The sequence below is a fragment of the Saccharibacillus sp. JS10 genome (genome assembly GCF_024436065.1).
Lineage (GTDB): Bacteria > Bacillota > Bacilli > Paenibacillales > Paenibacillaceae > Saccharibacillus.
In genome coordinates, this window is record NZ_JANFNS010000003.1 from 294978 (window position 1) to 321420 (window position 26443).

Below are 26443 nucleotides of genomic sequence, written 5' to 3' on the forward strand. Positions count from 1 at the left end.
TGGATCATTTGATACATTCCTCGTACACATAATCTATAATCGTTCCTCTTCCAACAACCTTAGAAGGCGTTTGAATAAAAAAAGAATTTCCTATCTGAATAAGATAGCTAATGTTTGTATATGCTTCTTCTTCCGTAAATAATTTAATAAAAGCGTTATAGCTCTTGCCTCTATAAATGACCTTTTCCGTTTCCGCTGCCAAAATATCTCCCGAGAATAACTGATCGTTCCCTAAATTGAATGACGCTCTGAGGATATGTCTGGTTTCTAAATCTTTTTTTAAAGCATTAGGGTTCTCAGATAACGTGTCAAAGTATATCTCTGCCTCAATCAAAAGCATCTCACACCTCTTTCAGCACTTTAGCGAGTGGTGGACTTCGGGTTCAACCTCAAATATCCAAATGGATTGAAAAACAGATCATCCTCGGCATATGTTTCACAGACCTCATGCGAAATTTGAAAGACCGGCTTATCCGGTGCTGTTCGGTAAATCCCATCCAATCTTGTGCCTTATGCGTAATTCAAGACGATTCGACTTTGACTGCTATTCCGCTAGCCCGAAGCAATACGCCTACTGCTCTATTGAATGTCTGTACTTGATTGAATTGTCCTACTGGGGCGAGCAAATATACCGTTGTTTGATGAGATTCAATGACTTCTAACTCTTCGAGTGTAAAAGAACCCGCATATTGGAATGCTGCCGCAAGTTCAGAATCATGCTCATAAATCTCTACCATATGACTTTGCCCGCTCTCGGTATCAAGAAGCAGCTTCCCCATAAGTTTGTAACGTTCATCTCTAAAGCAATCCGTTCACCGAGTTCTTGTAGATCCCTCCAGGAACCCGGGACTCCGACTACCGCTTCTATAGATATATCCATCTGAATCTCTTCCCATATTTCATCAAGTATATTTTATAAAGCTTTTTTAAAATTCAATTTTAAATAAAAGCCGTTTTCGACATCGATTGCAGAAATTACGTTATATTCTATTGAATTTTCAGACTTATTGTTTGTATAAAACGTCATACCTTGGTATTCCAAGTATTTTAAAATATCATGAAACATAACGTTTACGTCCATAGCGGTATACTTTTTTACTTCTATGTCAATAAAGTACTTAGAATTTTCGGTATAGATAACAAAGCTCTTCAAATTATCGATCTCTCCGAGAAAATCTTTCATTTCAATATCTAAACCAGAATCTAATTTATAATTTATCTTTTGCGAAAATAGTTCAAACCATTCATTACTCATTCTATCTTCCCTTCTTTTTTGAAAATATGATTTATCTGATTTCTACTTTTTAATTGTATTCCCTGATTTTCTTATCTCTTTCTTATAAGATAAATGTGCCGTATTCGAATCTTGCTATTAAAAAGAAAAAAACCTCGAAGGGCACTATGCCATTCAAGGTACAGATTAAGTTGAATTTCTAATCCGATAATTAACTCATACTCAAAAAATTTAGGATTCTTTGGAAAACACAAAAATATTCTCTATCTTATTGCAAACCTTAAAAAAGAATTTAAGATCGGACCTCTCGCCGTCCGGCATCGTAGACATAAGTTCAACAATTTCTTCTTCGTTCATAAAACGTATAAGTAAATGGTAAAGATAAAATGTAATCGTCTTAGGAATTGTTCTTTCATCTTTGTATTGTAAAGAAATAAAATCTAGAAAACTCAATAGCTTTTTCGCTTGTTTAGGATTTTTATAGATTGATTCAAAATTTGTATTTATAAAATTGTTGATTTTTTTCACTTCGTCTTCTGGATCTTTAGTAGATTCAAATGAACTTAGCAATACCCGTTGAAATAGCTTCAATTGATGTTGCACTCGATTAAGCTTTTCATCTGAAGGAACATCAGCTTGAACATTTTGAAAATTAATAAGGGTTGAACAACAAAGGTACGATATTTTTTTAGCCACTCGATCGTGAGGAACAACCAACTCTTGAAGTAAAGACGTTATCTGATTCAAATCTTTTGAAGATACAGGTTCGTTGAATCGCAACGCTACGTTGATTTCAACTAAGGTATTTTCCAAAAGTTCTACCTGCTGCTGGGTACCCACCCCACTATCACCTCCCTATTGACGCACTTCATTACACTAATTTCAGCATCTTTCTTTGTATAACCTAACGCTAAATTATAGTATGGATGAGACGAATTTCAATTTTTATCATTCTCATTTTCACTTTCAAGTAATTTAATTACTATCTTGCAAAGCGCGTTGATCGGATCCGCACCTTTAGCTTTAACGACTCCTTCCTTCTCATCAAATATTTCGATAAGATAACCCAGACTTTTATGATTATAAGATAAGGAAAACTGATAGTTACGGTTCTCTAGCCAATACATTAGATCATAAATATTAGGACGCCATTCGCCTTCTGTATAAATATTACCTTCTGCCAAAATGTTTCCTTCTGGTACAATCCTACCACCTAAGCACCACTCCTGGCCTTGATAAGAATACATATCAAAAGGAGCAACTTCATCCACATAAAAACTTCTTTTGAACTCTAAATTCTTTAATTGTTTAGCTTCCTTTTCATTAACGTACAAGTAACCTCACTCCTACAAAATTTTGATTTCTTGTATAAACCTTTTAAGGTTAATTACCACTATCTTTAGATAGACCTTTTGCCTAATGATACCCTCTTGAATCACTTAAAAATTCAGGACTTCTTAGAAGAAGCAAAAACACTTCTTAACTTTTCACAAATATCAACAAACAGTTGAAAATCTGCTCTTTCACCATCTGTTGGCATAGACATTCCTTCGACAATGTTGTCTTTATTCATAAAATCGATAACTACATCGTAAAGATAAAATGTAAGCGTCTTAGGAATGATTGCTTCATCTTGATAGTGCACAGCTATCGAGTCTAGAAAACTCAGCAGCTCTTTCGCTTGTTTTGGATTTTTATGTACCAATTTAAAACCGATTTCTTTCCATTCGTGTATCACCTGATCATCAGGAACAACCAATTCTTGAAGCAAATGCTCTACCTGATCCAAGTCTTTTGAAGGTGCAGGTTCGCTAAAAAGCAACGCTACGTTGATTTTCAACAAGGTCTTTTCCAAAAGTTGTACCTGCTGCTTGGTACCCATGCAACTGTAGCATCCGTATATTTATCAATTACTGCGATGCTGCTATTAATTTTTCACATTTCTCTAAAAGTTCTTCCAATATTAAACGTACCGATCTTTTCTTTTCTTCTTTCAGCCAATCTATCGTGAAATTTTTGATTTCTTCAGCATTTTCTTGATTTACGATATGAAGTAATTTACCGCTGACCGCGCACCTTGAGGTATACGTCCTCTCATAACGTCCTTCAAATAATTTATTTAAGTATTGTTTTTCTTCTAATTCATACATTACACGGTAATATTCGTAACAAACGTAATCTGACTTTTCATTCGCTAAACCTTTTCTAAAATAGATATCATTTCATTTTTCTTTATTGCTAAGGCAGCGGCTACATCATAAAAAGAAAGAACAGCATATGCACGTACGACTATCGAAAATTGCTTGACTAAAAAATAATATCGAATATGTTACTTTTCTCCTTTGAAGTTTGGATCATTTAGAAATACTTTTTATTAAAGTTAAAAAAGTTGTATAGGTTTCTCACAATTACTTTGGTGAATATTATATACTTTCGCCTTCTTTTTCAAAAAATCATAAAAAGCTTCTTCTTCAATAATTATCGAAGAAGAAGCTTTTTATGATTTTCCAAAAAACTTTAAGCAATACAATTCATTTTAAATTAAAATTCTTAGCCTTTATTCTACATTTTTCTCTTTTTACTCTTTAATCTTAACATGTATTCATCGTAAGCTTCTTGAATTTTCTGTCTACAAATCTCCTCCCATATTCCTTTTAATTCTTTTTCTTCATTTTCATTGGCATCATCTGGAACCATATCACCACCGAATCCAATAAAAGATCGCGAATCAGATGTTTCACCAAGCTCACCGACATATGCAATCTCGTGATTAGCATAGGTATAACTAACATTTGGGCAATTTTCCGATAAACATTGATACCCAGGATCACCTTGCTTATTCGTACATTCTTTATCTGTTTTACCCTCTTGATCAAATTTACTACAGTATACTTCTAACATTACGTGTCTAAATATCATATTTTCTCCTTTAAAATTTAATAGCCCTTATGATCGGTAATTTCTAAAACGTTTATGTTCCCTTCAGAGTCTTTAGTATAAATCAACCTTTTATCACCTCGACCCGGACCTGTGCCTTTAATATCAGCTGCCCATTGTCCAGCACGAGGACCTTTCAGTGAATGCAAGTTAAGACCTGTTGATTCTCCATTTTTCAGCTTTTCAATAGCAGAATTATATCCTTTCTGACCCTCGGGTGAAAGCTTCTTAGCGGCTCTTGCTGCTGATTTAGAAATTGAAACCTCACAACTATCATTATGAACCCAAATCCCCAACCCGCTCACAAAATACGTATGGAACCCTTCCACCGTCATGTTGTAAACTGTCGTCTGACGCTGCTGGACTTCGATGTTTCCGACTTCTAATGTCTTCCCGTCGCTTTGCTCCAACAAATCGCCTGTCTTCAGGTCTTTAACAAATACCCAGCCTTTGCCTACAACCCAGAACGGATGATTGTACGTCGATTCGATGACCTGACCGCCGACATGAATGCTGTAGATCTCGTCCGTTTCGTGATTGAAGATCGCGGTCACTTGTTTGTAAGTGACTTCGTCGGTATTTTCGTCTTTCGATAAGACTTTATCACCGATCTGTACATCTTCGATGTTTTTCTCGCCTTGGTCGGTCTTGACTTTCGTCTCTGCCGTAAAGCAGTTGCAGGCTTTATTAACCGCTCTGGTTGCTTTCGCCGCACTCGAAGCTTTGCTTCCTTTCTGGGCGACTTTAACAAACAGTTTACCGCCTTGAAGCACTTTACCTACCGGAAGCAGGCTGGCTCCCGCAATGACTTTGTCAATTGTCGAAGACTGAGAACTTGTTAACGTCTTGATATCGTCGATCACAAGGAAGTCCGCAGCTTCTTTCGCGCCCGTCTTCACTGCGCTCCACGTATTTTTCAACCATTGAGGTGCGTAACCATTCGGGTCTACGAATTTCAGCGGATTATTCTCCACATACGTATACGGATTCAGACTGCTCGGACGATTCACATATCCTTCGAACGTATCCTCCTGAATAAACCGTCCGATACTCGGATCGTACCAACGACTTCTCAGGTATTGCAGACCGGTATCTCCATCCCAATACTCGCTGGAGTAGCCGAATACATTCTCGACTTGGACATCCGATGTCAGTGGATTGCCCCAGATATCGTACGTATAGCGGTTGAGTACGGTACCGTCAGCTTTCACCAATCCCGTAACGTCACCGTGACCGTTGTGCTGATAATATGCTTTTTCGTGATTCGCGTCTTCGCGGTAAATCAGTTAGGCGCCACGTACATAACGAGCTTTGAAGGTTACAGTTCCGTCTGCCGCTACCGTACCTTCGGTTATAATACCTGCAGCTTCATGATGATAATGAGTCTTCGTCGTTTATCTAGGTTTCATTAAGCTTTGCTTGATATAAACATATGACTTCATGCTTTTACTTACAATGATAAAAAGACGATCCATTACATATGCAAAATTAAACAAAGACAATGAAGGCTAATGCCTTCATTGTCTTTTCTTCATTCAGTCCAACTCAAAAGGAGTGATAAACAAGAAGCTTCCTTCTAACTCTTTACATTTCTTAGCTAACTCTTTAATTTTTTTTAAATGCTCTAAAGATCGAATATCTTGCACTTGATCAATTAAAAAATCCAGTTCTCTCATCAAATAAGGCATCCATTCACTTATGACTGGCAAGTATTCAGTAGTAGATAACCCACTGAGCAAAGGGAATTTTTCACTGTCCACCTCCTGGATCAAATACTCTTCATCTCCTTCAATGGAAGACAATTCTTCAATCACTTCATAGTTTTCTGCTTGCAAAAGAATGGTGAACATTTTATTCTCCTCCTAAAACCAAGAGAAAACGTTAAAATTTTATTAATCAAGGTAAGGAGAAATATAAGGCTCGATATAGATATCAACATCATCACTTGTACAAATGTCCGAACTATATTCTTTATAAGTACCAATATACATGTAGTAATCGTAGCCAAAGTGAACAAAAAATTGGTTTTGGAATTCTAGTTTACACCATAAATTTTGTCTCAATATTAAGGGTACTATCGATTTAATTTCATCAAGATAAAAAAGATCTCCTTCCCTTATTTTCGAAAAATTTTTTTTCATTATTTTCGAGTAATAACGTTTTAGTTTTCCCTTCTTAAGCATTCTGGTCCACTTGTTCAATGAAGCTACTTTTAAATAAGGAATTTCTCCATCCTTCATGAAATTCTCGATCGCATTTACATACGCTTTTTCTACCTTTAAATACTCTTCAATCTTAAAAAAATCCTCCCCATATTTTGTGCCTATATCGTTTACTGATGTCCATTCCTCTTGTTTGTAATGACCTACTTTATTTCTGTTTGCAGGATCATATTTAGTAACCCGATAACTAAATTCCATTTCTCCTCCTATTTCGCAATCCAATTTAAATGAGCATCATAAGTACCTAATCGAGTCTTATCATTGTTCAAATATTCTATTTTTTTCGCTCTCTTCCATGTTCCCCCTACGTGAGAATCTAAATCTTGTGTTATGAAGTCTCGGTTACCTTTTTTGAACAACAACCCTTTTGAATTATTACCTTTAACTTCTTTATATCCGAGATAATTTGCAAGGTCCCTAACTTGCGAATTTGTTAGTTTTTCAGTAGGACCTCTTTGCTTTTGGGTTTTCAAAACACCACATTCATCGTTATGAACCCAAATCCCCAACCCGCTCACAAAATACGTATGGAACCCTTCCACCGTCATGTTGTAAACTGTCGTCTGACGCTGTTGGACTTCGATGTTTCCGACTTCTAATGTCTTGCCATCGCTTTGCTCCAACAAATCGCCTGTCTTCAGGTCTTTAACAAATACCCAACCTTTGCCTACAACCCAGAATGGATGATTGTACGTCGATTCGATGATTTGATCGCCGACATGAATGCTGTAGATCTCGTTCGTTTCGTGATTGAAGATCGCGGTCACTTGTTTGTAAGTGACTTCGTCGGTATTTTCGTCTTTCGATAAGACTTTATCACCGATCTGTACATCTTCGATGTTTTTCTCGCCTTGATCGGTCTTGACCTTCGTCTCTGCCGTAAAGCAGTTGCAGGCTTTATTAACCGCTTTGGTTGCTTTCGCCGCACTCGAAGCTTTGCTTCCTTTCTGCGCGACTTCAACAAACAATTTACCGCCTTTAAGCACTTTACCTACCGGAAGCAGGCTGGCTCCCGCAATGACTTTGTCAATTGTCGAAGACTGAGAACTTGTTAACGTTTTGATATCGTCAATCACAAGGAAGTCCGCAGCTTCTTTCGCGCCCGTCTTCACTGCGCTCCACGTATTTTTCAACCATTGAGGTGCGTAACCATCCGGGTCTACGAATTTCAGCGGATTATTCTCCACATACGTATACGGATTCAGACTGCTCGGACGATTCACATAGCCTTCGAACGTATCTTCCTGAATAAACCGTCCGATACTCGGATCGTACCAACGACTTCTCAGATATTGCAGACCGGTATCTTCATCCCAATATTCGCCGGAGTAGCCGAATACATTCTCGACTTGGACATCCGATGTCAGTGGATTACCCCAGATATCGTAGGTATAGCGGTTGAGTACGGTACCGTCAGCTTTCACCAATCCCGTAACGTCACCGTGACCGTTGTGCTGATAATATGCTTTTTCGTGATTTGCATCTTCGCGGTAAATCAGTTGGGCGCCGCGTACATAACGAGCTTTGAAGGTTACAGTTCCGTCTGGCGCTACTATATCTTCGGTTATAATGCTTGCAGATTCATTATGCTAAAAAGACGATCCAATACATCTATAAAATTAAACAAAGACAATGAAGGCTAATGCCTTCATTGTCTTCTTTCATTCAGTCCACCTCAAAAGGCGTAATAATCAAAAAACTCCCTTTTAGATCATGACACTTCTTAGCCAATTCTTTGATTTCTTTTACGTGTTCTAACGCTTGAGCATCTTCAATTTGGTCTAACAACAAATCTAATTCTTTAATCAAGTCTGGCATATCATCACTGGTTGTGAGTAAATACTCCGTACTGGAAAAGTCACTCAGCAAACGAAATGTTTCCTCGTCTTCTTGCATCAAATACTTTTCGTCTCCGTCAACTGAAGGTAGTTCTTCAATAAATTCATAGTCCTTGGTTTGCAAAAGAATCGTAAATATTTTAATCACCTTTTTTTAAAACTCCCATACATACACTAAATATTTACGAAAAAGTCAGTTCAAGCTCGTTAAATGACCATATGCTGACTTATACTATTCTTTAACAGACTCCTGTGAATCCAAAATTCCTTTCATCAACAAAGCAATAGGAAAGCCTACTTCAATATCTTTGAAGTCTTCATTAAGTAAGTTTGCCCAGTAATTAACCCATTCTCTATGAATAAAAAATTCTTCAATAAGAGTTTTGAATGCCATGCTACCCTCTGTCGCCATTTTAGCTTCGGCTATAACATTTGCGCCCTCATCATGATAAGAAAACGATCCAATACATATGCAAAATTAAACAAAGACAATGAAGGGCTAATGCCTTCATTGTCTTTTCTTCATTCAGTCCAACTCAAAAGGAGTGATAAACAAGAAGCTTCCTTCTAACTCTTTACACCTTTTAGCCAACTCTTTGATTTTTCTTAAATGCTCTAAAGACTGAATATCTTGTACTTGGTTAAGCAGCGAATCTAATTCTCGTATTAAACCAGGTGTCCTCGCACTTATCACTAGCAAATACTCAGTATCCGATAACTCACTAAGAAAAGGGAAGTTTTCATCGTCCATATCTTGCATTAAATAATCTTCGTCTCCTTCAACTGAAGGCAATTCTTCAATCACTTCAGAGTTCATTCCTTGCAAAAGAACGGTAAACATTTATTCTCCTCCTCTTAAAGTTGATCCACCCGGAAATGTATTCATTAGATTACCAAACTTGTCTGTAAAGACAGTCAAAAATCTTGTAGGTGCTCCCCCATAATCACTTGCTAAATTCCCTACTCCTTTATCTAAAACAACTTTTCTTGCATAATTCTTGGATAGAGGTTGGTATACCGCTGGTGTATTTACCACTTTTGGGGATTGAAGCACTTTTGTAAGTTCTTCGTTAGATACGGTAAATTGTGATTTATTAGTTTTTGCAACATTTTTATGTCCCTTTAAGGCATAATTAAGTCCAGAAGATGTTTTGTCAGAGCTGCCGTTACGTATATTTATTCGAGATTGAACCATTGGAGGAACGGCATTTGGCTTATTTGCTGTATTTTGCTCACGAATTGTTGTTCTGTTATCAGTTCGTGTAGTAGATTTTGATTTTGGAGCTGAAGATCTGCTACCTGTCGATGGAGAAGAAGGTGTGATCTTAGCTCCGCCGCCACCTCCGCCACCGCCTCCACTACCTTGTCGGAATTCATGCCCAGTCGGATCGGTGTACTTCAATGGGTTGTTCTCGACATACGTGTAGAGGTTTAAACTACTTGGTCGGTTTATACGTCCTTCGAACGTATCCTCCTGAATAAACCGTCCGATACTCGGATCGTACCAACGACTTCTCAGATATTGCAGACCGGTATCTTCATCCCAATATTCGCCGGAGTAGCCGAATACATTCTCGACTTGGACATCCGATGTCAGTGGATTGCCCCAGATATCGTACGTATAGCGGTTGAGTACCGTACCGTCAGCTTTCACCAGTCCCGTAACGTCACCGTGACCGTTATGCTGATAGTACGCTTTTTCGTGATTCGCGTCTTCGCGGTAAATCAATTGGGCGCCGCGTACATAACGAGCTTTGAAGGTTACAGTTCCGTCTGCCGCCACTTTACCTTCAGCGATGATGTTCGCGCCATCGTAATAGTAACGCGTTGTCGTCGATTGCCCGTCTTTCGTGATACTGCGCTCCGTCATCAGACCGTCGCCATTGTACTTGTAGCTGACCGATGTCTGGTTACGCGTAACCCCGCTTAGCTGCTCCGCTTGATTATACGTGTAATCGATATTGTCTTTATGCGGCATCTGGATACTGGATTGCAGCGTCAGACGATTGCCTTTGCCGTCATACGTGTACGTCTCGTCACCTTCGGAACTGGTGATGATGCGATCCAGTTCGTCGTAGCTGAACGTTCCGCTTGTCGTGCCGTCGCTACGGCTTGTGATATTGTCTCCGTTATCGTAGCCATACGTGAACGCTTGGGTCAAGCCACCTGCCGACTGAAGCAGCTTGGTCAATCTTCCAAAACCATCGTTCGTGTACGTCGTCGTGATTTGTCCATTATCGCCCAGCTTCAGCTGATAAAGCTGCGAAGATTTCAGGTGGTTCTCATCCGATTCCACCAAGCCGTCGCGGTAGATGTACTCCGCTTGCTTCGTGTTTTCGGTACGTACTTCCGACAATTGGTTGTCCGCATTGTAGATATACGTGGTGGTCAACCCGAACGGATCGGTCATTGTATTCGGCAGACCGTTTTTGTAATACGTGTACGAGATTTCTTTGCCGTCCGGATAGACCATACGCTCCAGCAGATTATCTAGCGTATAGAAATATTGCGTCGTTCCGGTCTCGTCGGTCATCGATTTACGTAGACCGTTTTTGTAATACGTGAACGAACCGTTTTTGTCACCGCTGCTCCATGAAGCCAGGCGGTTCTGTTCGTCATATTGATTGACAACGTTAATACCGCCGCGCGTTGTACCGCCCGTGATATTACTGTTGTTGTCATACATGTAGCTTTCTTTGCCCAGTACGGAGTCCGTTTTGGACAGGCTTCGACCTAATTCGTCGTACCCGTAGGTGATCTTTGTGAGATGAATGTGCCATACTCGAATCTTATATTTACAAGAAAAAACCTTGAATAGCACTATGCCATTCAAGGTACAGATTAAGTTAACTTTCTAATCGGATGATTAACTCATACTCAAAAAATCAGGATTATTTCACAAAAAAATATTTCTTATCTTCACACAAATATTAGAAAACAGTTCAATGTCTGATCTTTCTAGATCCGTTGACTTAGACATTCCTTCGACAATATTATCTTCATTCATAAAGTCAATGAGTAAATCGTAAATATAGAATGCAGTCGTCCTAGGAAGTGTTTCTTCATCTTGATATTGAAAAGCTATCGAATCTAGAAAATTCAGCAACTCTTTTGCTTGATCTAGATTTTCGTATAGTGATTTAAAACCGATTTCTCTCCATTGCTGTAGTTGCTTTGCTGTAGCATCTGGATTGTAGCTTGGTTTAAATGCATTTAGCAACATTCGTTGAAATGACTTCAGTTGATTTTGAATTCGATCAAGCGCTTTTTCTGAAGGCGCATAAAATTGTATATATTGAAAATGAGTAAGTGTATACTCAAAATCATACAACATTTTTTTATTCACTCGATCATTAGGAACAATTCCCTCTTGAAGCAAACGTTCTAACTGATTCAAATCTTTTGAAGATACAGGTTCGCTAAAACGCAAAGCTATATCGATCTCGACTAAAGTCTTTTCCAAAAGTTTTATCTTTTGCTCGGCACCCATCCAACTATCGCCTCCCTATTGATATACTTCAATACACTAATTTCAGCATCCTTCTTTGCAAAAGCTAGCGCTCGAGAGTAACCACGATGAGATGGATTTAGATTTTTCTCAGCCCAATAATATTTCTGATTCAACTTTTTAAGATTGATTATTGCTATTCCATTTTTATTAGAACTCGCACTTCCTCTATCATAAAAGTCAGCTCGATCGAAAAGAGGTGTTGTAGAAAGCCACTTATCATGCTTAACAGACTCCTTTGTATTCGAACCATAAGCCACATGATCAGTAAGTGTCCAATTCCCTGCTGGATTTTTAGCGGCTAATCCTCGTCCTTGACCCAGTGTTTTGACGTCTTGCTTATTGAGTGCTCTAAAAACATACGAGGAGTTTTCACGGTTTCGATAGCTTCGTGCTGTTGCCTCAGCTACTAAGGTCAAACCTAGATATTGAGCAGCTCCCCTATCAACACTGGCTTGATCTTCTCCCATAGAGGTTGGGTTTCCTAAAAGTCCTCCTACTACAACTCCAAAAAACATCCCTACCGGACCATACTTTTTATTTGCCTTTGCTCCTTCTAAGCTACCTGATACTGCTTCAAATCCTATTCTAGCTACCTTATTCCAATCTATATTAGGAAATGGAATAGCACTACGCCCTGATGGGTCCAAATACTTCAGCGGATTATTCTCTACATACGTATAAGGATTTGAGCTGCTCGGACGATTCATATACCCTTCGAACGTATCTTCTTGAATAAACCGTCCGATACTCGGATCGTACCAACGGCTTCTCAGGTATTGCAGACCGGTATCTTCATCCCAATATTCGCCGGAGTAGCCGAATACATTCTCGACTTGGACATCCGATGTCAATGGATTGCCCCAGATATCGTACGTATAGCGGTTAAGTACCGTCCCGTCAGCTTTCACCAATCCCGTAACGTCACCGTGACCGTTATGCTGATAGTACGCTTTTTCGTGATTCGCGTCTTCGCGGTAAATCAGTTGAGCGCCGCGTACATAACGAGCTTTGAAGGTTACACTTCCGTCTGCCGCTACCGTACCTTCGGCGATGATGTTCGCGCCATCGTAATAGTAACGCGTTGTCGTCGATTGCCCGTCTTTCGTGATACTGCGCTCCGTCATCAGACCGTCGCCATTGTACTTGTAGCTGACCGATGTCTGGTTACGCGTAACCCCGCTCAACTGCTCCGCTTGATTATACGTGTAATCGATATTGTCTTTATGCGGCATCTGGATACTGGATTGCAGCGTTAGACGATTGCCTTTACCGTCATACGTGTACGTTTCGTCACCTTCGGAACTGGTGATGATGCGATCCAGTTCGTCGTAGCTGAACGTTCCGCTTGTCGTACCGTCGCTACGGCTTGTGATATTGTCTCCGTTATCGTAGCCGTAGGTGAATGCTTGGGTCAAGCCACCTGCCGACTGAAGAAGCTTGGTCAATCGTCCAAAACCATCGTTCGTGTACGTCGTCGTGATTTGTCCATTATCGCCCAGCTTCAACTGATAAAGCTGCGAAGATTTCAGATGATCCTACCAAGCCATTTAAAAGTCTGTTAAGAAAAAAACTTCGTTCTCTATAAATATCGAGAGCGAAGTTTTTTCAAAAATTCAAAATAAATAATATTTCTATTTAGCAAATTTCATTTAAAAGCTTTGATAATAGCTTTACTTTATGACTTTTTCAATGTTTTCTTTAACAGTAGAGAAGGATGTGATATTTTTCAATATTTCCTCTTTGATTCTAACAATATTTGCTTGGAGTCTGTTAGGTAGCAAGCTTTCTACATCTTCCAACTCACACCCTTCTAAAATTATATTAATTACACTTTCAGAAAACCCATAAGCTTTTAACTTTTCGCTAGTGAAAGGACTAAAGAGATAAGCTTCTGCTTCTTCGATTGTAATTACCTCTTTTTCAAGCGCTGTTAAAAATCCTAATTGAATAATAGATACAAGTTTTTGGTTTTCATTAGTACTTTTCATTTGTACTCCTTTCTTCTATATAATATTATTGGTTACTCCAACCACTTTTTGTTTTCACATCGAAAACTTTTCCAGATTGACTTTGGAAATAATGTATACTTACCTTATTTCTATTGGCATCATACCCATCTTTATAAATCTTATCCCATTTACCTGATTCAATTTCACGTAAAGCATCTAATACCTCAACGTTTTTTACATTATTCTTTTTGGTACCATTTTGAATAGCTTTAAAACCTGCAGGATATTTAGGAGCATTTTTAATAGAATTATAGACATTTTTAATAGCTGATGGATCACATTCATCATTATGAACCCAAATCCCCAACCCGCTCACAAAATACGTATGGAACCCTTCCACCGTCATATTGTAAACGGTCGTCTGACGCTTCTGGACTTCGATGGTTCCGACTTCTAACGTCTTCCCGTCGCTTTGCTCCAACAAGTCGCCTGTTTTCAGGTCTTTAACAAATACCCAACCTTTGCCTACAACCCAAAACGGATGATTATATGTCGATTCGATCACCTGATCGCCGACATGAATGCTGTAGATCTCGTCCGTTTCGTGATTAAAGATCGCGGTAACTTTCTTGTATAAAAGCTAGTTCTTCTCTAAACTCTATGAGAAGAACTAGCTTTTATACAACCTAATTGATTTGAGAAATTACTTTTCTTATTATCAAACCGCACAAAATATTTTTAGATATCAAATAAGAAACATCTCCATAACTTATGCTTACATCTATTGAATGAGTTTTCTTAAGCCAAACCAAAAAAATGTTTTCTTTAATTTCTAGAGAAGTATTCTCATACTCATCCTTATCCAATTCGAATAAAGGAATAAAACTTTCCAACTTTTTGATAATATTAAATTGATTTGGCTGGGTTTCTTTTGGATGAATAAACTCTATTTCTCCAATAATACCTTTTTCATTTAACCAAATACACCCTCCATTTGGAACTTGATATGGAATTGTATCATCTGTCATAAATTCTGTTACTACATTTAAAGTTTTTACAGATTTAATATAGCTAGATTGGTGAGTAAAATCTTTAGTCACTTGTCTTGTCTCTTTCAACTTAAGTACCATTTTCCACCTCTTTAATCTTTAAAACTACCAGGTTGTACTCCTACAATTTCTTTTGTCGTTGTATTTACATAAACTTTTGTACCTGAAGAAGGGTTTTTGTACACTACACTACCCGTCTCGCCAGGTACAGGTTTTCTAGTTAAAGCTACTGTGATATCACCAGGTAAAATATCTTTTCTTCCCGATTTAAATAATCGGTTATACGCATGATCATTTAAACCATATGTTTTTTGTTGAACTGTGACCCCCTTCTCTCTCCATTCATTAAATATAGGACGTCTCAATGAGCGAATTGCTGGATTACTTTTTGCACTAAATAAATCAATTTTAGATTCATTTAAATAAATTCGAGTAGATGAATTTTTTGAGCTTGCGGACTTGGAAGATGTAGATCTTGATTTTGGAGCTGAAGATCTACTGCCCGTCGATGGAGAAGAAGGTGTCATTCTAGCTCCGCCACCGCCACTACCAGCCGAGCGATTCCAATCATGCCCGCTCGGATCAATACGTACAAGCGGGTTATTCTCCACATACGTATACGGATTCAGACTGCTCGGACGATTCACATATCCTTCGAACGTATCTTCCTGAATAAACCGTCCGATACTCGGATCGTACCAACGACTTCTCAGATATTGTAGACCGGTATCTTCGTCCCAATATTCGCCGGAGTAGCCGAACACATTCTCGACTTGGACATCCGATGTCAGTGGATTGCCCCAGATATCGTAGGTGTAGCGGTTGAGTACCGTACCGTCAGCTTTCACCAGTCCCGTAACGTCACCGTGACCGTTGTGCTGATAATACGCTTTTTCGTGATTCGCGTCTTCGCGGTAAATCAGTTGGGCGCCGCGTACATAACGAGCTTTGAAGGTTACAGTTCCGTCTGCCGCTACCGTACCTTCGGCGATGATGTTCGCGCCGTCGTAATAGTAACGCGTTGTCGTCGATTGCCCGTCTTTCGTCATACTGCGCTCGGTCATCAGACCGTCGCCATTATACTTGTAGCTGACCGATGTCTGGTTACGCGTAATCCCGCTTAACTGCTCCGCTTGGTTATACGTGTAATCGATATTGTCTTTAAAGTGTTTATTCGTTTCTTTTTCTGACCATAGAGCGTTAAATACAGTTCTTGATCCGTACAAAAAAGACACATTTCAAATTTTTCAGATCGAAATGTGTCTTTTTGAATTTAGTGAAAACTATTTTTTAGTAGGCATCTGTGAATCCAAAATTTCTTTCATCAATAACGAAATAGGAAAGCCCTCCTCAACATCTTCAAGATTTTCATTAAAAAGTAATCCCGCCCAATAAGTGATGTTTTTTTTGTGAATAGAAAATTCTTCAATTAGTAAATTTTTAATTTCCTCCCACTCTGAAAGGTCGATTTCATATTGAAGAAGTGAGTCGTTGTAGGAAGAAGAAATAATCATCATAAGAGCGAATTTTTCTTCAACGCTTAAGTTCATTTGTTGATAGGCTTGAACGAATTCATCTACTCTAGAGCTATCACTTACAATAAACTCCCAATCTTGTTCAATATCATCAAATTCCTTTGGAAATCCAACTTTATCTTCTAATCCCTGCCTTGCTGTTAACGAAACATATTCAGGAGTTTCCATATAGAGCTTCTCCTATTCTGGTTGTAATGGTTTACTTAAATCATTCTTATTCGAACGATAATTACTATTAAAAGGATATGCAGTGCGCACACTTCCATCAGCCCTTACAGCAATTATTGCTCGGTCAGCATCAATATATCGATTGTTTCCAAAGAATGTCCGTGCATTCATACTAGAAGGAACAGGTACATTATAAATACCATATCCTTGTTTTGCAATTGGAGTAATAAAATCTGCTGCCTCTTGATCATTCCACCATCTACCTTGTTGGGTTCCTTTAGATCTCGACCTATTATAAAGTTGACTCGAGCTTTGAGTTTGCCCATGATCACTAAAGGTATGTCCATAAGTTGGAGTACTTTTTGGATTTCCCCATTTCAAAGTAGGTTGTTTTGGAGTTTTTGGAGTTTTTGATTTTTTACTCTTTCCACCTCCACCTGGATTAGATGGAGCTCCCGCTGCACTACTCGCTCTAGGAGGTCCGCTTCCTCCTCCTAAGTTATCAGATTCGCGTTTTTTAGGATTCTTCCCGTCAGGATCTACATATTTAAGCGGATTATTCTCCACATACGTATACGGGTTCAAACTGCTCGGACGATTCACGTATCCTTCGAACGTATCTTCCTGAATAAACCGTCCGATACTCGGATCGTACCAACGACTTCTCAGATATTGCAGACCCGTATCTTCATCCCAATACTCGCCGGAGTAGCCGAACACATTCTCGACTTGGACATCCGATGTCAGTGGATTGCCCCAGATATCGTAGGTATAGCGGTTGAGTACGGTACCGTCAGCTTTCACCAATCCCGTAACGTCACCGTGACCGTTGTGCTGGTAGTACGCTTTTTCGTGATTCGCGTCTTCGCGGTAAATCAGTTGGGCGCCGCGTACATAACGAGCTTTGAAGGTTACCGTTCCGTCTGCTGCTACCGTACCTTCGGCGATGATGTTCGCGCCGTCATAATAATAACGCGTTGTCGTCGATTGCCCGTCTTTCGTCATACTACGTTCGGTCATCAGACCGTCGCCATTGTACTTGTAGCTGACCGATGTCTGGTTACGCGTAACCCCGCTTAACTGCTCCGCTTGGTTATACGTGTAATCGATATTATCTTTATGCGGCATCTGGATACTGGATTGCAGCGTCAGACGATTGCCTTTACCGTCATACGTGTACGTCTCGTCCCCTTCGGAACTGGTGACGATGCGATCCAGTTCGTCGTAGCTGAACGTTCCGCTTGTCGTACCGTCGCTACGGCTTGTGATATTGTCTCCGTTATCGTAGCCATACGTGAACGCTTGGGTCAAGCCACCTGCCGACTGAAGAAGCTTGGTCAATCGTCCAAAACCATCGTTCGTGTACGTCGTGGTGATTTGTCCATTATCGCCCAGCTTCAACTGATAAAGCTGCGAAGATTTCAGATGGTTCTCGTCCGATTCCACTAAGCCGTCGCGGTAGATGTACTCCGCTTGCTTCGTGTTTTCGGTACGCACTTCCGCCAATTGGTTGTCCGCATTGTAGATATACGTGGTGGTCAGACCGAATGGATCGGTCATCGTATTCGGCAGACCGTTTTTGTAATACGTATACGAGATTTCTTTGCCGTCCGGATACACCATACGCTCCAGCAGATTATCTAGCGTATAGAAATATTGCGTCGTTCCGGTCTCGTCGGTCATCGATTTGCGCAGACCGTTTTTGTAATACGTGAACGAACCGTTTTTGTCGCCGCTGCTCCATGAAGTCAGGCGGTTCTGTTCGTCATATTGATTGACAACGTTAATACCGCCGCGCGTGGTACCGCCCGTGATATTGCTGTTGTTATCGTACGTGTAGCTTTCTTTGCCCAATACGGAGTCCGTTTTGGACAATCGACGACCTAATTCGTCGTATCCGTAGGTGATCTTCGTCAGATCCGGGAAGACTTTTTCGGTCATCGCCCCTTGTTTGTTATACGAATATTTCGTATTGAGCGATGTGCCGCCGCTAGTTTGCGTGACATTTTGCAATCGGTGCAGACCGTCGTTGGTAAATCCAGTGGTTGCGCCTTTGCCGTCGGTCGAACTGGTCGAGAACGGATTGCCGCCCACTTCGTACTGATTGCTCGTCTTGATGATATTGCCTTTATCGTCGGTACGCGTCGTGCCTGTCGAACGTCCTCCGGCATCGGTTTCTTCGGTCACTTTTGCACCGTAATCCGTTGTGGTCGTCGCTTGGTTCAGCACATCGTTGTAGCCATATCCTGTTACGCGACCTGCCGCTGAGATCGTTTCTTTGATCTCGCCGTTAGCGTCGTACTCGTAACGCGTCTTGTTGCCTTCGCCGTCTGTCGTGTAATCCAGTTCGCCCAGATCGTTGTAATGATTAGATTGAACCGTGTAGAACGAGACGTTGTTATTGTTGTCTTTACGCTTCAGTTCGACCGCGGAAGGGCGACCGAGACCGTCGTAAATTTCTTTGCTTTCTTTGCCTTCTTCGTCGACAATCTCATACTGGGCGATTTGACCAATCGTATTGTACGAGAACGAAGAAGACGACGTGGCGCGCGTTCCGTCTGCCGCTGCAGGGCGTGTAACTTTCGTGATACGACCCACATTGTCATACGTATACGCTTCGTCAGAACCTTGAGGTGCGCCTTTGGCTACTGCGTTACCGTCAAAATGCTTCGTGACGCGACCTGTAGGCAGATCGTATTCGTAGCGCTCTTCGATCGTTTTTGGCTTACCGTTTTCTGTTACTTTTTGCTTAATCGATGTTGGGTACGCATTTTTTACCGCTGCTCCGTACTCAATGTCGGTTTGCTGCGTTTTATCATTTTCGAGTTGCTGCACCGACTGAATCATATTTCCGTACGCATCATACTGATAGCTCATTTGCAGGAAGCTTGCTTGACCGCTATCGTCTGCGTAATTTTGCGTCATTTGCGTAATATGCGGCAAAGCCGGATCAGCCGTGTACGAAATGTCGTCGGTCACGACGCCGGATACCGTATTGCGCTCGCTCAGCGTAAGCCCTGGGTAAGTGGTCGAATAACTGTAGCTGCTAATATGTCCCAGCGGATTGGTATACGTGAGTACGTTGCCGTAATTATCGTATGTATACGCGTGAACTTTATTGCCTGTTTTTTCTGGCGTTTGGGTATAATCCGTGTCCGTTTCGGTGATCTGTACAGCAAGCTGTTGATCTGGATCGTAGACCGTATCGACTTGCTTTTTGTATTCGCCAGCTTTTTCACGCGTTTCTTTGATTGCCAAATGGTCTGCGTTCAGAACCGTCGTTTCGCTGATTTTCTCGACTGTCGGCAAGTGCGACGCATCATTTGGATTCGTGATCGTGGTGCGTTTCACTGTAGAAGTCGTCTGCGCCGGATCGGAAAAATCGGTCGCATTCGTATAATCGTATACGACGACGTTTTTCTTTTTGAACGTGCTTTCGCGCATCTCGTCATAACGCTTCGTCACGCGGTAGTAACCGAGCGTCCCTTGGTCGCCTAAATGCTTGGACGTCTGACCGTATTCATATCCGGTACGCGCGCCGGTCGGATACGTCGCTTGGGTCAGCGCCATATAGACCACTTTTTCCTCAGCCGCTCCGGCATTGGTTACGGCATCGTATTTCGTTTCTTGTTTCGCATAACCGTAGCTCGTCGTTTCGCCGTTTTCGTTCACGACCGAAGACAACGTACGTTTTTTGTTCGTGCCGCTAATCAGCGTTTTGTTGAACACCAGCGATTTTCCGGCGTAAGTCACCGTGACCGCATTCGCTTTGTACGAGAACACGATTTCGCGGTTCAGCGTGTCGATGATTTTGCTTATCAGCGGATAGCTGTTCTGCTCGTTCACGGCAGCCTGTGCGTATTGCACCAAGATCACATTGCCATAAGCGTCTTTGGTTCCGATCCATTGTCCATTGGCATTAAAATAAATCTTCGTTCCGAGCGTATCGGTCAACACATAAGCCGCAGTCGCATTTACTGTCTGACCTGCAGCGTTTTTCGTCGAGATACTGTCGGAAGAAGAAGCGAAAGTCACGTCTTTCAGCGGGTAATCCACCAGTCCTTGACCGTTCGCTTGGACTTGATACACCGTTCCGTCTGCAAAATGCAGATACCGAACATCCCCGCGCAGCTCAACGGACGGAATCGCCCATGCCCAGCCTACGCCCAGATTCGAAGTGCGTTCGTTGTACGTATAATACTCGCTGCTGTTGGCATAAGAACCCGCGTTACCCGTAATCTTCGGTTCTTCGATATACGATTCGTTACTTTCGTACAGACGTCCCAGCGTAAAATCCAAACCGTTGCGTCCCGGCAGGCTAAAATCGGTCTCCATACGAGCCAATGACCCGGTGACGTCCGAAATATTTTCGCCTTCAACCGCTCCGCTATAAGGCGTATTGGCTTGTAGTTCATACAACGAAATCGGTGTAGCCGTATCGTTAAAAGCCCCGCTGACAAAAGTTGGCGACGACACCGCAGCAGATTTTGCCGAAGTCGCGGGAGCCGCTGCTTGTGCGCGTGCCGGCGCGCCGATTTGCGGTACAAGCAGTGCTGCGACCAGCGCGATATTGATCCATTTCAAGTTTTTCACGAAAAAGTTCCCCTCGTTTCTTTATAGTGGGCTTAAGAGCCGGATACGTATTCTCTTTTGATCAGATTGCCGTTCGTGTCGTAAGTAAAGTTAATGCGCTCGCCCGAGGAGAATAAAATATACTGCAATCGGCTCTGCTCATCGTAAAAGTATTGGAACTGCATCGGCGTACCCGCCGCGCTCAGCGTGCTGACAGAGTCTCCACTGTGACGAATATGCAGCTGCGGCGTTTCTTCGAACGACATCGGCTCACTTCCGCCATCGATCTGTAGTCCGTAGTTAGGCTGATCTTCGGTTAACCAACGAGTGATCAGATCGGGATCCAGATCAATCCGGCTTGTACCGTCCGCTTCATTACGCAGCTTGCCGTAGCTTGCTCCGTCTGCACGCAGCGCCGTTCTTGGTTCGTTAGCCGCAGCTAGTGTGCCTTCATGCCACGGTTCTACCGCTCGTTTGACTTGAAGCGTGTCCGGGTTGCCCCTACCGCTATCCGCAGTTGTAGTCAGATAGGCTTCGCGTACTCCGGTATCTTTCGGCAAACTCGACAAATCGTATTGGACATAGGTGCGCGTATCCGGCGTCGTCGGTGCCGAGAACGCAAACAGACTCATTTCGCCAACACTTGAAGTCTTTTCTTGCGCCGTTACGGTCGCGGTCTGCGATGGACGTTGAAGTTCGATACCTGTGTGAAGCTCAATCGGATAAGACATGTCTTCTGTATTTATATCGATATTCAGATAACGAACCCCGTTTTCTTCGCTAATCGTCTGAGTGACTTCGCGACGTTGTCCGTCTGCGCTGCTCAGCCAAGCCGAAGACAAAGACAAATCTCCGCTGGTTAGCTTGTCATCCAGTTGCCCTTCTACTTTGAAGCGGAAACTCGAAGGTGCATCGGCAGCATTCAAATGAATAGTCTGCGAAATTCCCGAAGGCGTTAGGGAAAGATCAACGTCTGTGGCTGTCCAAACATTCGAGTAACCCAACTTACCGATAGAAGCTTGCGACGCATCGGCAGTTGCAGCCACAGCATCGACAGGCACAAGAGTCAGTTGGTGCTGCTTGGTTCCGATAGAAAAGCCTTGTGTGTAGAGCGTATGTAAGCTTGGCGTATAAGGAACGGTTGACGAGGTGTATCCGGGTTCGGAAGACGGAGCTGACGGCGTTTCTTTTGGCGTCTCTTTTTCGACCGGAGCTTCTTCGACGACTTCCCGTTCTTCGGTAGCCGGAGCTTCGACTTCGGAATCGTTAGGTTCGGTAGGTTCTTCGGACGAGTCTGGATCAGGTTGCGAAGGGTTACTGACCTCGCTGGACGGTTCATCTTGAGAAAGTTCTTCGGAAGAATCTTCGCTAGGCGATTTGGCTTCTTCCAGATTGGTCAGGGCAGATGCTCCAAAAGATTTGGCCGAACGTAGCGACGACGATAGCAGCGCCGAAGGTTGTGCTTCTGACGATTCGACTTGCGGATCGGAAAACAGGGATTCCAAATTCAAAGCCAGTTGAATATCTTGGTAGTTCCCTTGATCGTCTTGGTAATGGAGCGGTACTGCCGACAATACCGTTTCCCGGCTGTTGTCACTGAGCAGATAGTCTTTGCTGAACAGAGTACGGCTGGCTTGATCTTCGCTCACGACCTCCGCTTTTTCTTCGACGAATGCCGCCGACTCTTGTTCGTTTTGAATCTTCTTGTCGCTTGCCGCTTGATTAGCTTCAGGGTCTGCCAAAGCCGAATGAGGCACGATTTGAGCGCCTAACGACGACAAGAGCAAAGTCGACAAAATCCATTTTCCTTTTGCTTGCATGTGCAGTATTCCTCCAATTCTGATATTCATTCATTTTCTTCAAGTTCCAAACCAAACACTGACCTTTGCGCCTAGTTCAAATGTTCTGTTTCTTGAAATCACTTGAATCTTAAGCCTGTGTTTCGAATGTTTCTTGCAAGCAAACACAAGATAAATAAACAATATTAACCAGGTCTAAACGTTTATATCCTGATTATTTTTCTTTAGAAACATAAAATTTCCATTTCATTATGAATAGGAAATAACCAAAAGTCCTACAATTCGCTTGTCCAAAAGACCAAGTTAGCTCTTTTTCGAAATATTTAAACTATTTATTTACATAAAAAAAGACCTCGCGCATACAGTTCCAACTGTATGCGCGAGGTCTTTTCTCATAACTTGCTATCTAACTACTAATTACTCCGCTCCGGTCTCCGAGCGAACCTCATACCGCTCATCCCCGACGATAACCGCGGCGATGGTGGACTTAATCGTACCGCCGATATTGTATACGGCTTTGTACAGATACTCACTCGCATCCGCAGGCTCGCTAGGCGAGCCGCTTCCGCTTGCCGAAGACTCCGCCGCGCCGTCGGTTGCTCCGCCGGACGTTCCGCTATCCGCACCTTCAGCCGGTGCGGACGAATCCGCTGCGCTTCCGCCGCTTTCGCCAGCTTCACCGCCAGTACCAGCTTCGCCTGCCGCAGCATCGCCAGTATCCCCGGATGTGCTGCCCGCGTCCGCGCCGTTGATATCCGCCGCTCCCGCTTCGGTGCCTTCGACCGAACCTTCCGCGCCGGAAGTCCCGGCTTCTGAAGCTTCGCCCGTATCGCTGCTTCCATCGGTATCTCCGCTTGCATCGCTACCACTCTGCCCGCTACCGCTTCCGGCAGCAGGATCTTCTCCCGTTGCCGGTGCTCCGTCAATCGGATCAGGATCTGCGCCTTTTGACAGCGAAGCGCCGTCAATCGGTTCGCTTTCGCCGTTTTCCCAGACCAAGGTCAGCTCCGGCGGCGCAGCTTCGAAAGCATCCCGTTCCTCGGCGGTGCGAAACCCGAATTCAACCGAAGCATTATCCGCTCCGCCGAACACAAGCAGATCCAAATTCGCATCAGCTCCCGGGCTTGCTTCGCCAGAACCGGACGTTCCCGGCGAAGAGATTCCGTTATCGTCACCAGAATTCGAATCCGGCGTCGTCTGTACCGTTTCTTTCGGTTGGCCCAATACGCCTGTCGCGTATAAAATGCCGACGCTTGCTCCGCCCACGATAATCACCGCAAAAATCCCCATTAGCAGCATCGTCAGACTCCGGTTTTTACGCATCCAACGCACCAAAGGCGAAGCTTGCTGAGACTGCACTTTGCGATAGACCGAAGCCAGCGGAACCGGTGCACGGTCGAAATAATCGCGCCGATTGTTTTTATCGCGGAAAGCTTCACGGTCATGCGCGGTAAAGTAATGCAAAATCGCCGCTTCATAAGCCGGATCTAGCTTGCGCCCGTCCGCGTAAGGTTCTTGCCCTGCCGACCATTCGAAGAACCGATAGATCGATTCTCGTCCTCCGGCATTCGAAGAATTGATACGCACCGCATCGACAAGGCGGCGATAATCCACGTCTTCGCCGCCACCGCTGAGGCTGCGCGAAAAAGCAGGCATCAGGCGGTTATACCGACCCGCTGCGATCTCCGCAGGAAGCAATCGGCGACCGAGCTTTTGCACTTCGTCCACTTCGCGAATCGCCAAGCCTTCGAGCAGGCTGGCATCCGGTCGATCCAGCGTGAACCATAGATAAGCAGCGCGCAGCGCAGCGTATCTCTCCGTTCCGCGAGGACCGCGCACTTTGCGGCTGCGATCTTCTTCGCTTTCGCCTTCGAACAAGAAATGAAGCCCCGTTACTTGTTCCAGCGTGACCTTTTCCCATTCCCATTCGTCCAGCAAATATTGAATCGCTTCATCCGCAAGCGCGACGCAAAGCGGATGCTTCATCAATTCTTCGCCGGTGCCGTCCATCAATCCGGCAGTCGGCTTGCCATCGCCGCGAAGCGTCTCGACAACGCCGCGAACCGCCGAGACCGGCTCTCCGGAACGACGAAGTTTACTGCCGAGCGCTTGAAGCGAAATGTCGCAAAAATGTTCGTTGTTCAGCAGCCCCGGATGATCGTCCGACCAGTTCTGCACGATCCGAATCACCTCTGCACCGCTGGATGCGGCTTGCATTTTCCGCTCTAAATATGGCTCGAACAACATCGACGACAACTGACGGTTGCCAATCAAAGTCGAGAAGAACGTGTCGGCTAACTCAGGATCGCTTTCGATGACCGCGTAATAAGGAAGTTCGCCGTCTTTGCGTTTTTGACGCGTGACCATCGGCATTAAGGTCAGCAAATATCGAAGCACCAGAGCTGCCGCGCCTTTGCCGCCGACCCGGAAATACGCTACGATATCGCGCAGCAAATCCGGTTCGGGAATCCGACCCGCCATCACGTCTTCAAGTTCGCGGTCGAAGCGTCCGCTCAGCAAATCCAGCATCCGTGCTTTAAGACGTGTATCTCCTGTGCGTCCTGTCCAATCGAGCAGCAATCTCCAGATTCCGCGACGATTAGCGTCATACGCGCTTTCGTCGCCTTCTTCGATGCGGAACAACCGCGACATATCCAGATAACTTTCTGGATTCAGCTCCTCCGGCGTACTGCCGAGAGCTTCGTCCGCAAAGTTATAAAACCGCTCCAAACGCTGAGGATCCCGAAGCTCGGTATACAAAAAGTCCGCCAGTTCTTGCAGACTTCCGCCTTCTGCCGCATTCACGATACGATTACGCGAAAAATCGAACAAAAAGTCTTTTTCGATATTCCGATCGCCCGGACGCATCGAACCTTGCTCGACAAAAGTCAGATGTACGCCTTTGCGGCTATGCGGTTCGCGCGAATATGTCACAAAGCCAAGTCGACGACGGAATTGCGGCGGCAGCGCCGCATACAACACTTCCAGCAGCCGAAGCGCCCGGTCATTCATTTCCGCGATCGGCGTATTCAGCGTCACATATACTTTGCGGCGTCCGTTGATCGATTCCATCACGGCAAGCAGCAGCCTTTTGAACGAAGAAGCATCCAAGCCCAATTCTTCAAGCTTATCTAACGCGATTTTCGGTTGCGGAAGTTGACTTCGCATCGGCAATTGTGCAAGTTCAGGCAGTTGCGTAGACGAAACTTGTCCTTCCGTCGCCTCTTGTGCGTTCCATTCATAATCCGCATATAAAAAGTTCATATATTCCGTACGCAGCGCATCGGCATGTTCAGACGGAATCACATAGTTATGCGTGAAAAAGGTGCTCCGAAGCCCGGCGAAATCGACAGACTTGTAGACATTTTGCCCCAAGATCACGTCGCCGTTTTCCATCTGTACCAGATGGACCGAATCCGGGTAAGCCGATTCTTCTTTGACCCCTGAAGCGGTCAGCTCGGCGGGTGCGTCATACGTACATAGCGGATGGAGATTTTTTTTGATAAAAGTATCATCCAGACTTTCCGAACGCGCAATCGTATCGTAGCCTTCCGTATCTCGGAAAATCCCGCTACGCGCCCGTGTATACATCTGTTGGGCGATTTGTTTTGAAGAGAATGAACTCACGA

General features: G+C 43.3%; 25 protein-coding genes and 1 pseudogene. All 26 read right to left on the reverse strand.

Features of this window, described 5'->3' with window-relative positions; genetic code table 11:
- Nucleotides 1–4: 4 nt before the first annotated feature.
- A complete protein-coding gene (locus tag NOM90_RS11770; RefSeq protein ID WP_255942176.1) occupies nucleotides 5–340 on the reverse strand; it encodes a hypothetical protein in 336 nt (111 codons plus the stop codon).
- A 181-nt stretch (nucleotides 341–521) separates the two neighbouring features.
- Nucleotides 522–737, reverse strand: a complete 216-nt coding sequence (locus NOM90_RS11775) for a hypothetical protein (RefSeq protein ID WP_255942177.1) — start codon at nucleotides 735–737, stop codon at nucleotides 522–524.
- Nucleotides 738–913: 176 nt separating this feature from the next.
- A complete protein-coding gene (locus NOM90_RS11780) occupies nucleotides 914–1255 on the reverse strand; it encodes a hypothetical protein (protein WP_255942178.1) in 342 nt (113 codons plus the stop codon).
- A gap of 210 nt (nucleotides 1256–1465) precedes the next feature.
- A complete protein-coding gene (locus NOM90_RS11785) occupies nucleotides 1466–2074 on the reverse strand; it encodes a hypothetical protein (protein ID WP_255942179.1) in 609 nt (202 codons plus the stop codon).
- 98 nt (nucleotides 2075–2172) lie between these two features.
- Complete coding sequence (locus NOM90_RS11790; protein ID WP_255942180.1) at nucleotides 2173–2568, reverse strand: hypothetical protein; 396 nt, start codon at nucleotides 2566–2568, stop codon at nucleotides 2173–2175.
- A gap of 113 nt (nucleotides 2569–2681) precedes the next feature.
- Entirely contained in the window at nucleotides 2682–3116 is a 435-nt protein-coding gene (locus tag NOM90_RS11795; protein ID WP_255942181.1) for a thioredoxin domain-containing protein, read from the reverse strand.
- A 28-nt stretch (nucleotides 3117–3144) separates the two neighbouring features.
- Complete coding sequence (locus NOM90_RS11800; RefSeq protein ID WP_255942182.1) at nucleotides 3145–3384, reverse strand: hypothetical protein; 240 nt, start codon at nucleotides 3382–3384, stop codon at nucleotides 3145–3147.
- 412 nt (nucleotides 3385–3796) lie between these two features.
- A complete protein-coding gene (locus NOM90_RS11805) occupies nucleotides 3797–4153 on the reverse strand; it encodes a hypothetical protein (protein WP_255942183.1) in 357 nt (118 codons plus the stop codon).
- A gap of 17 nt (nucleotides 4154–4170) precedes the next feature.
- Nucleotides 4171–5382, reverse strand: a complete 1212-nt coding sequence (locus NOM90_RS11810; protein WP_255942440.1) for a polymorphic toxin-type HINT domain-containing protein — start codon at nucleotides 5380–5382, stop codon at nucleotides 4171–4173.
- 324 nt (nucleotides 5383–5706) lie between these two features.
- Entirely contained in the window at nucleotides 5707–6021 is a 315-nt protein-coding gene (locus NOM90_RS11815) for a hypothetical protein (RefSeq protein WP_255942184.1), read from the reverse strand.
- A gap of 42 nt (nucleotides 6022–6063) precedes the next feature.
- On the reverse strand, nucleotides 6064–6591 hold the full coding sequence (locus NOM90_RS11820; RefSeq protein WP_255942185.1) for a hypothetical protein: 528 nt from the start codon (nucleotides 6589–6591) through the stop codon (nucleotides 6064–6066).
- Between the two features lie 8 nt (nucleotides 6592–6599).
- Entirely contained in the window at nucleotides 6600–7817 is a 1218-nt protein-coding gene (locus tag NOM90_RS11825; protein ID WP_255942441.1) for a polymorphic toxin-type HINT domain-containing protein, read from the reverse strand.
- 241 nt (nucleotides 7818–8058) lie between these two features.
- On the reverse strand, nucleotides 8059–8379 hold the full coding sequence (locus tag NOM90_RS11830) for a hypothetical protein (RefSeq protein ID WP_255942186.1): 321 nt from the start codon (nucleotides 8377–8379) through the stop codon (nucleotides 8059–8061).
- Nucleotides 8380–8463: 84 nt separating this feature from the next.
- Complete coding sequence (locus tag NOM90_RS11835; protein WP_255942187.1) at nucleotides 8464–8625, reverse strand: hypothetical protein; 162 nt, start codon at nucleotides 8623–8625, stop codon at nucleotides 8464–8466.
- A 132-nt stretch (nucleotides 8626–8757) separates the two neighbouring features.
- Nucleotides 8758–9072, reverse strand: coding sequence for a hypothetical protein (locus NOM90_RS11840; RefSeq protein WP_255942188.1), 315 nt, complete (start codon nucleotides 9070–9072; stop codon nucleotides 8758–8760).
- The gene (locus tag NOM90_RS11845) at nucleotides 9073–10917 is read right to left on the reverse strand and encodes an RHS repeat-associated core domain-containing protein (protein ID WP_255942189.1); all 1845 of its coding nucleotides are present in this window, start codon (nucleotides 10915–10917) and stop codon (nucleotides 9073–9075) included.
- A 210-nt stretch (nucleotides 10918–11127) separates the two neighbouring features.
- Entirely contained in the window at nucleotides 11128–11721 is a 594-nt protein-coding gene (locus NOM90_RS11850) for a hypothetical protein (RefSeq protein WP_255942190.1), read from the reverse strand.
- Complete coding sequence (locus NOM90_RS11855) at nucleotides 11700–13247, reverse strand: RHS repeat domain-containing protein (RefSeq protein ID WP_255942191.1); 1548 nt, start codon at nucleotides 13245–13247, stop codon at nucleotides 11700–11702. The genes NOM90_RS11850 and NOM90_RS11855 overlap by 22 nt, the downstream gene beginning before the upstream one ends.
- Nucleotides 13248–13412: 165 nt before the next feature.
- Entirely contained in the window at nucleotides 13413–13730 is a 318-nt protein-coding gene (locus NOM90_RS11860) for a DUF3969 family protein (protein ID WP_255942192.1), read from the reverse strand.
- A 25-nt stretch (nucleotides 13731–13755) separates the two neighbouring features.
- Nucleotides 13756–14313 (reverse strand): annotated as a pseudogene (locus NOM90_RS11865) (polymorphic toxin-type HINT domain-containing protein); the annotation flags it as partial.
- 64 nt (nucleotides 14314–14377) lie between these two features.
- Nucleotides 14378–14821: a hypothetical protein gene (locus NOM90_RS11870; RefSeq protein WP_255942193.1), complete on the reverse strand. Its 444-nt coding sequence runs from the start codon at nucleotides 14819–14821 to the stop codon at nucleotides 14378–14380.
- 11 nt (nucleotides 14822–14832) lie between these two features.
- Nucleotides 14833–15966 carry an RHS repeat-associated core domain-containing protein gene (locus tag NOM90_RS11875; RefSeq protein ID WP_255942195.1) on the reverse strand — a complete coding sequence of 378 codons (1134 nt, stop codon included), beginning with the start codon at nucleotides 15964–15966 and terminating at the stop codon, nucleotides 14833–14835.
- Between the two features lie 57 nt (nucleotides 15967–16023).
- A complete protein-coding gene (locus tag NOM90_RS11880; RefSeq protein WP_255942196.1) occupies nucleotides 16024–16443 on the reverse strand; it encodes a hypothetical protein in 420 nt (139 codons plus the stop codon).
- 12 nt (nucleotides 16444–16455) lie between these two features.
- Entirely contained in the window at nucleotides 16456–21036 is a 4581-nt protein-coding gene (locus NOM90_RS11885; protein WP_255942197.1) for an RHS repeat-associated core domain-containing protein, read from the reverse strand.
- Between the two features lie 32 nt (nucleotides 21037–21068).
- Nucleotides 21069–22835, reverse strand: a complete 1767-nt coding sequence (locus NOM90_RS11890) for a DNRLRE domain-containing protein (protein WP_255942198.1) — start codon at nucleotides 22833–22835, stop codon at nucleotides 21069–21071.
- Between the two features lie 396 nt (nucleotides 22836–23231).
- Entirely contained in the window at nucleotides 23232–26441 is a 3210-nt protein-coding gene (locus tag NOM90_RS11895) for a GAP1-N2 domain-containing protein (RefSeq protein ID WP_255942199.1), read from the reverse strand.
- Between the last annotated feature and the right edge of the window lie 2 nt (nucleotides 26442–26443).

What these genes read in the sequence shown, in the direction of transcription:
- NOM90_RS11770 (WP_255942176.1), bottom strand. Translation starts at nt 340, where the DNA reads ATGCTTTTGATTGAGGCAGAGATATACTTTGACACGTTATCTGAGAAC.
- NOM90_RS11775 (WP_255942177.1), bottom strand. Translation starts at nt 737, where the DNA reads ATGGTAGAGATTTATGAGCATGATTCTGAACTTGCGGCAGCATTCCAA.
- NOM90_RS11780 (WP_255942178.1), bottom strand. Translation starts at nt 1,255, where the DNA reads ATGAGTAATGAATGGTTTGAACTATTTTCGCAAAAGATAAATTATAAA.
- NOM90_RS11795 (WP_255942181.1), bottom strand. Translation starts at nt 3,116, where the DNA reads ATGGGTACCAAGCAGCAGGTACAACTTTTGGAAAAGACCTTGTTGAAA.
- NOM90_RS11800 (WP_255942182.1), bottom strand. Translation starts at nt 3,384, where the DNA reads ATGTATGAATTAGAAGAAAAACAATACTTAAATAAATTATTTGAAGGA.
- NOM90_RS11805 (WP_255942183.1), bottom strand. Translation starts at nt 4,153, where the DNA reads ATGATATTTAGACACGTAATGTTAGAAGTATACTGTAGTAAATTTGAT.
- NOM90_RS11815 (WP_255942184.1), bottom strand. Translation starts at nt 6,021, where the DNA reads ATGTTCACCATTCTTTTGCAAGCAGAAAACTATGAAGTGATTGAAGAA.
- NOM90_RS11820 (WP_255942185.1), bottom strand. Translation starts at nt 6,591, where the DNA reads ATGGAATTTAGTTATCGGGTTACTAAATATGATCCTGCAAACAGAAAT.
- NOM90_RS11835 (WP_255942187.1), bottom strand. Translation starts at nt 8,625, where the DNA reads ATGGCATTCAAAACTCTTATTGAAGAATTTTTTATTCATAGAGAATGG.
- NOM90_RS11840 (WP_255942188.1), bottom strand. Translation starts at nt 9,072, where the DNA reads ATGTTTACCGTTCTTTTGCAAGGAATGAACTCTGAAGTGATTGAAGAA.
- NOM90_RS11845 (WP_255942189.1), bottom strand. Translation starts at nt 10,917, where the DNA reads ATGTATGACAACAACAGTAATATCACGGGCGGTACAACGCGCGGCGGT.
- NOM90_RS11850 (WP_255942190.1), bottom strand. Translation starts at nt 11,721, where the DNA reads ATGGGTGCCGAGCAAAAGATAAAACTTTTGGAAAAGACTTTAGTCGAG.
- NOM90_RS11860 (WP_255942192.1), bottom strand. Translation starts at nt 13,730, where the DNA reads ATGAAAAGTACTAATGAAAACCAAAAACTTGTATCTATTATTCAATTA.
- NOM90_RS11870 (WP_255942193.1), bottom strand. Translation starts at nt 14,821, where the DNA reads ATGGTACTTAAGTTGAAAGAGACAAGACAAGTGACTAAAGATTTTACT.
- NOM90_RS11880 (WP_255942196.1), bottom strand. Translation starts at nt 16,443, where the DNA reads ATGGAAACTCCTGAATATGTTTCGTTAACAGCAAGGCAGGGATTAGAA.
- NOM90_RS11890 (WP_255942198.1), bottom strand. Translation starts at nt 22,835, where the DNA reads ATGCAAGCAAAAGGAAAATGGATTTTGTCGACTTTGCTCTTGTCGTCG.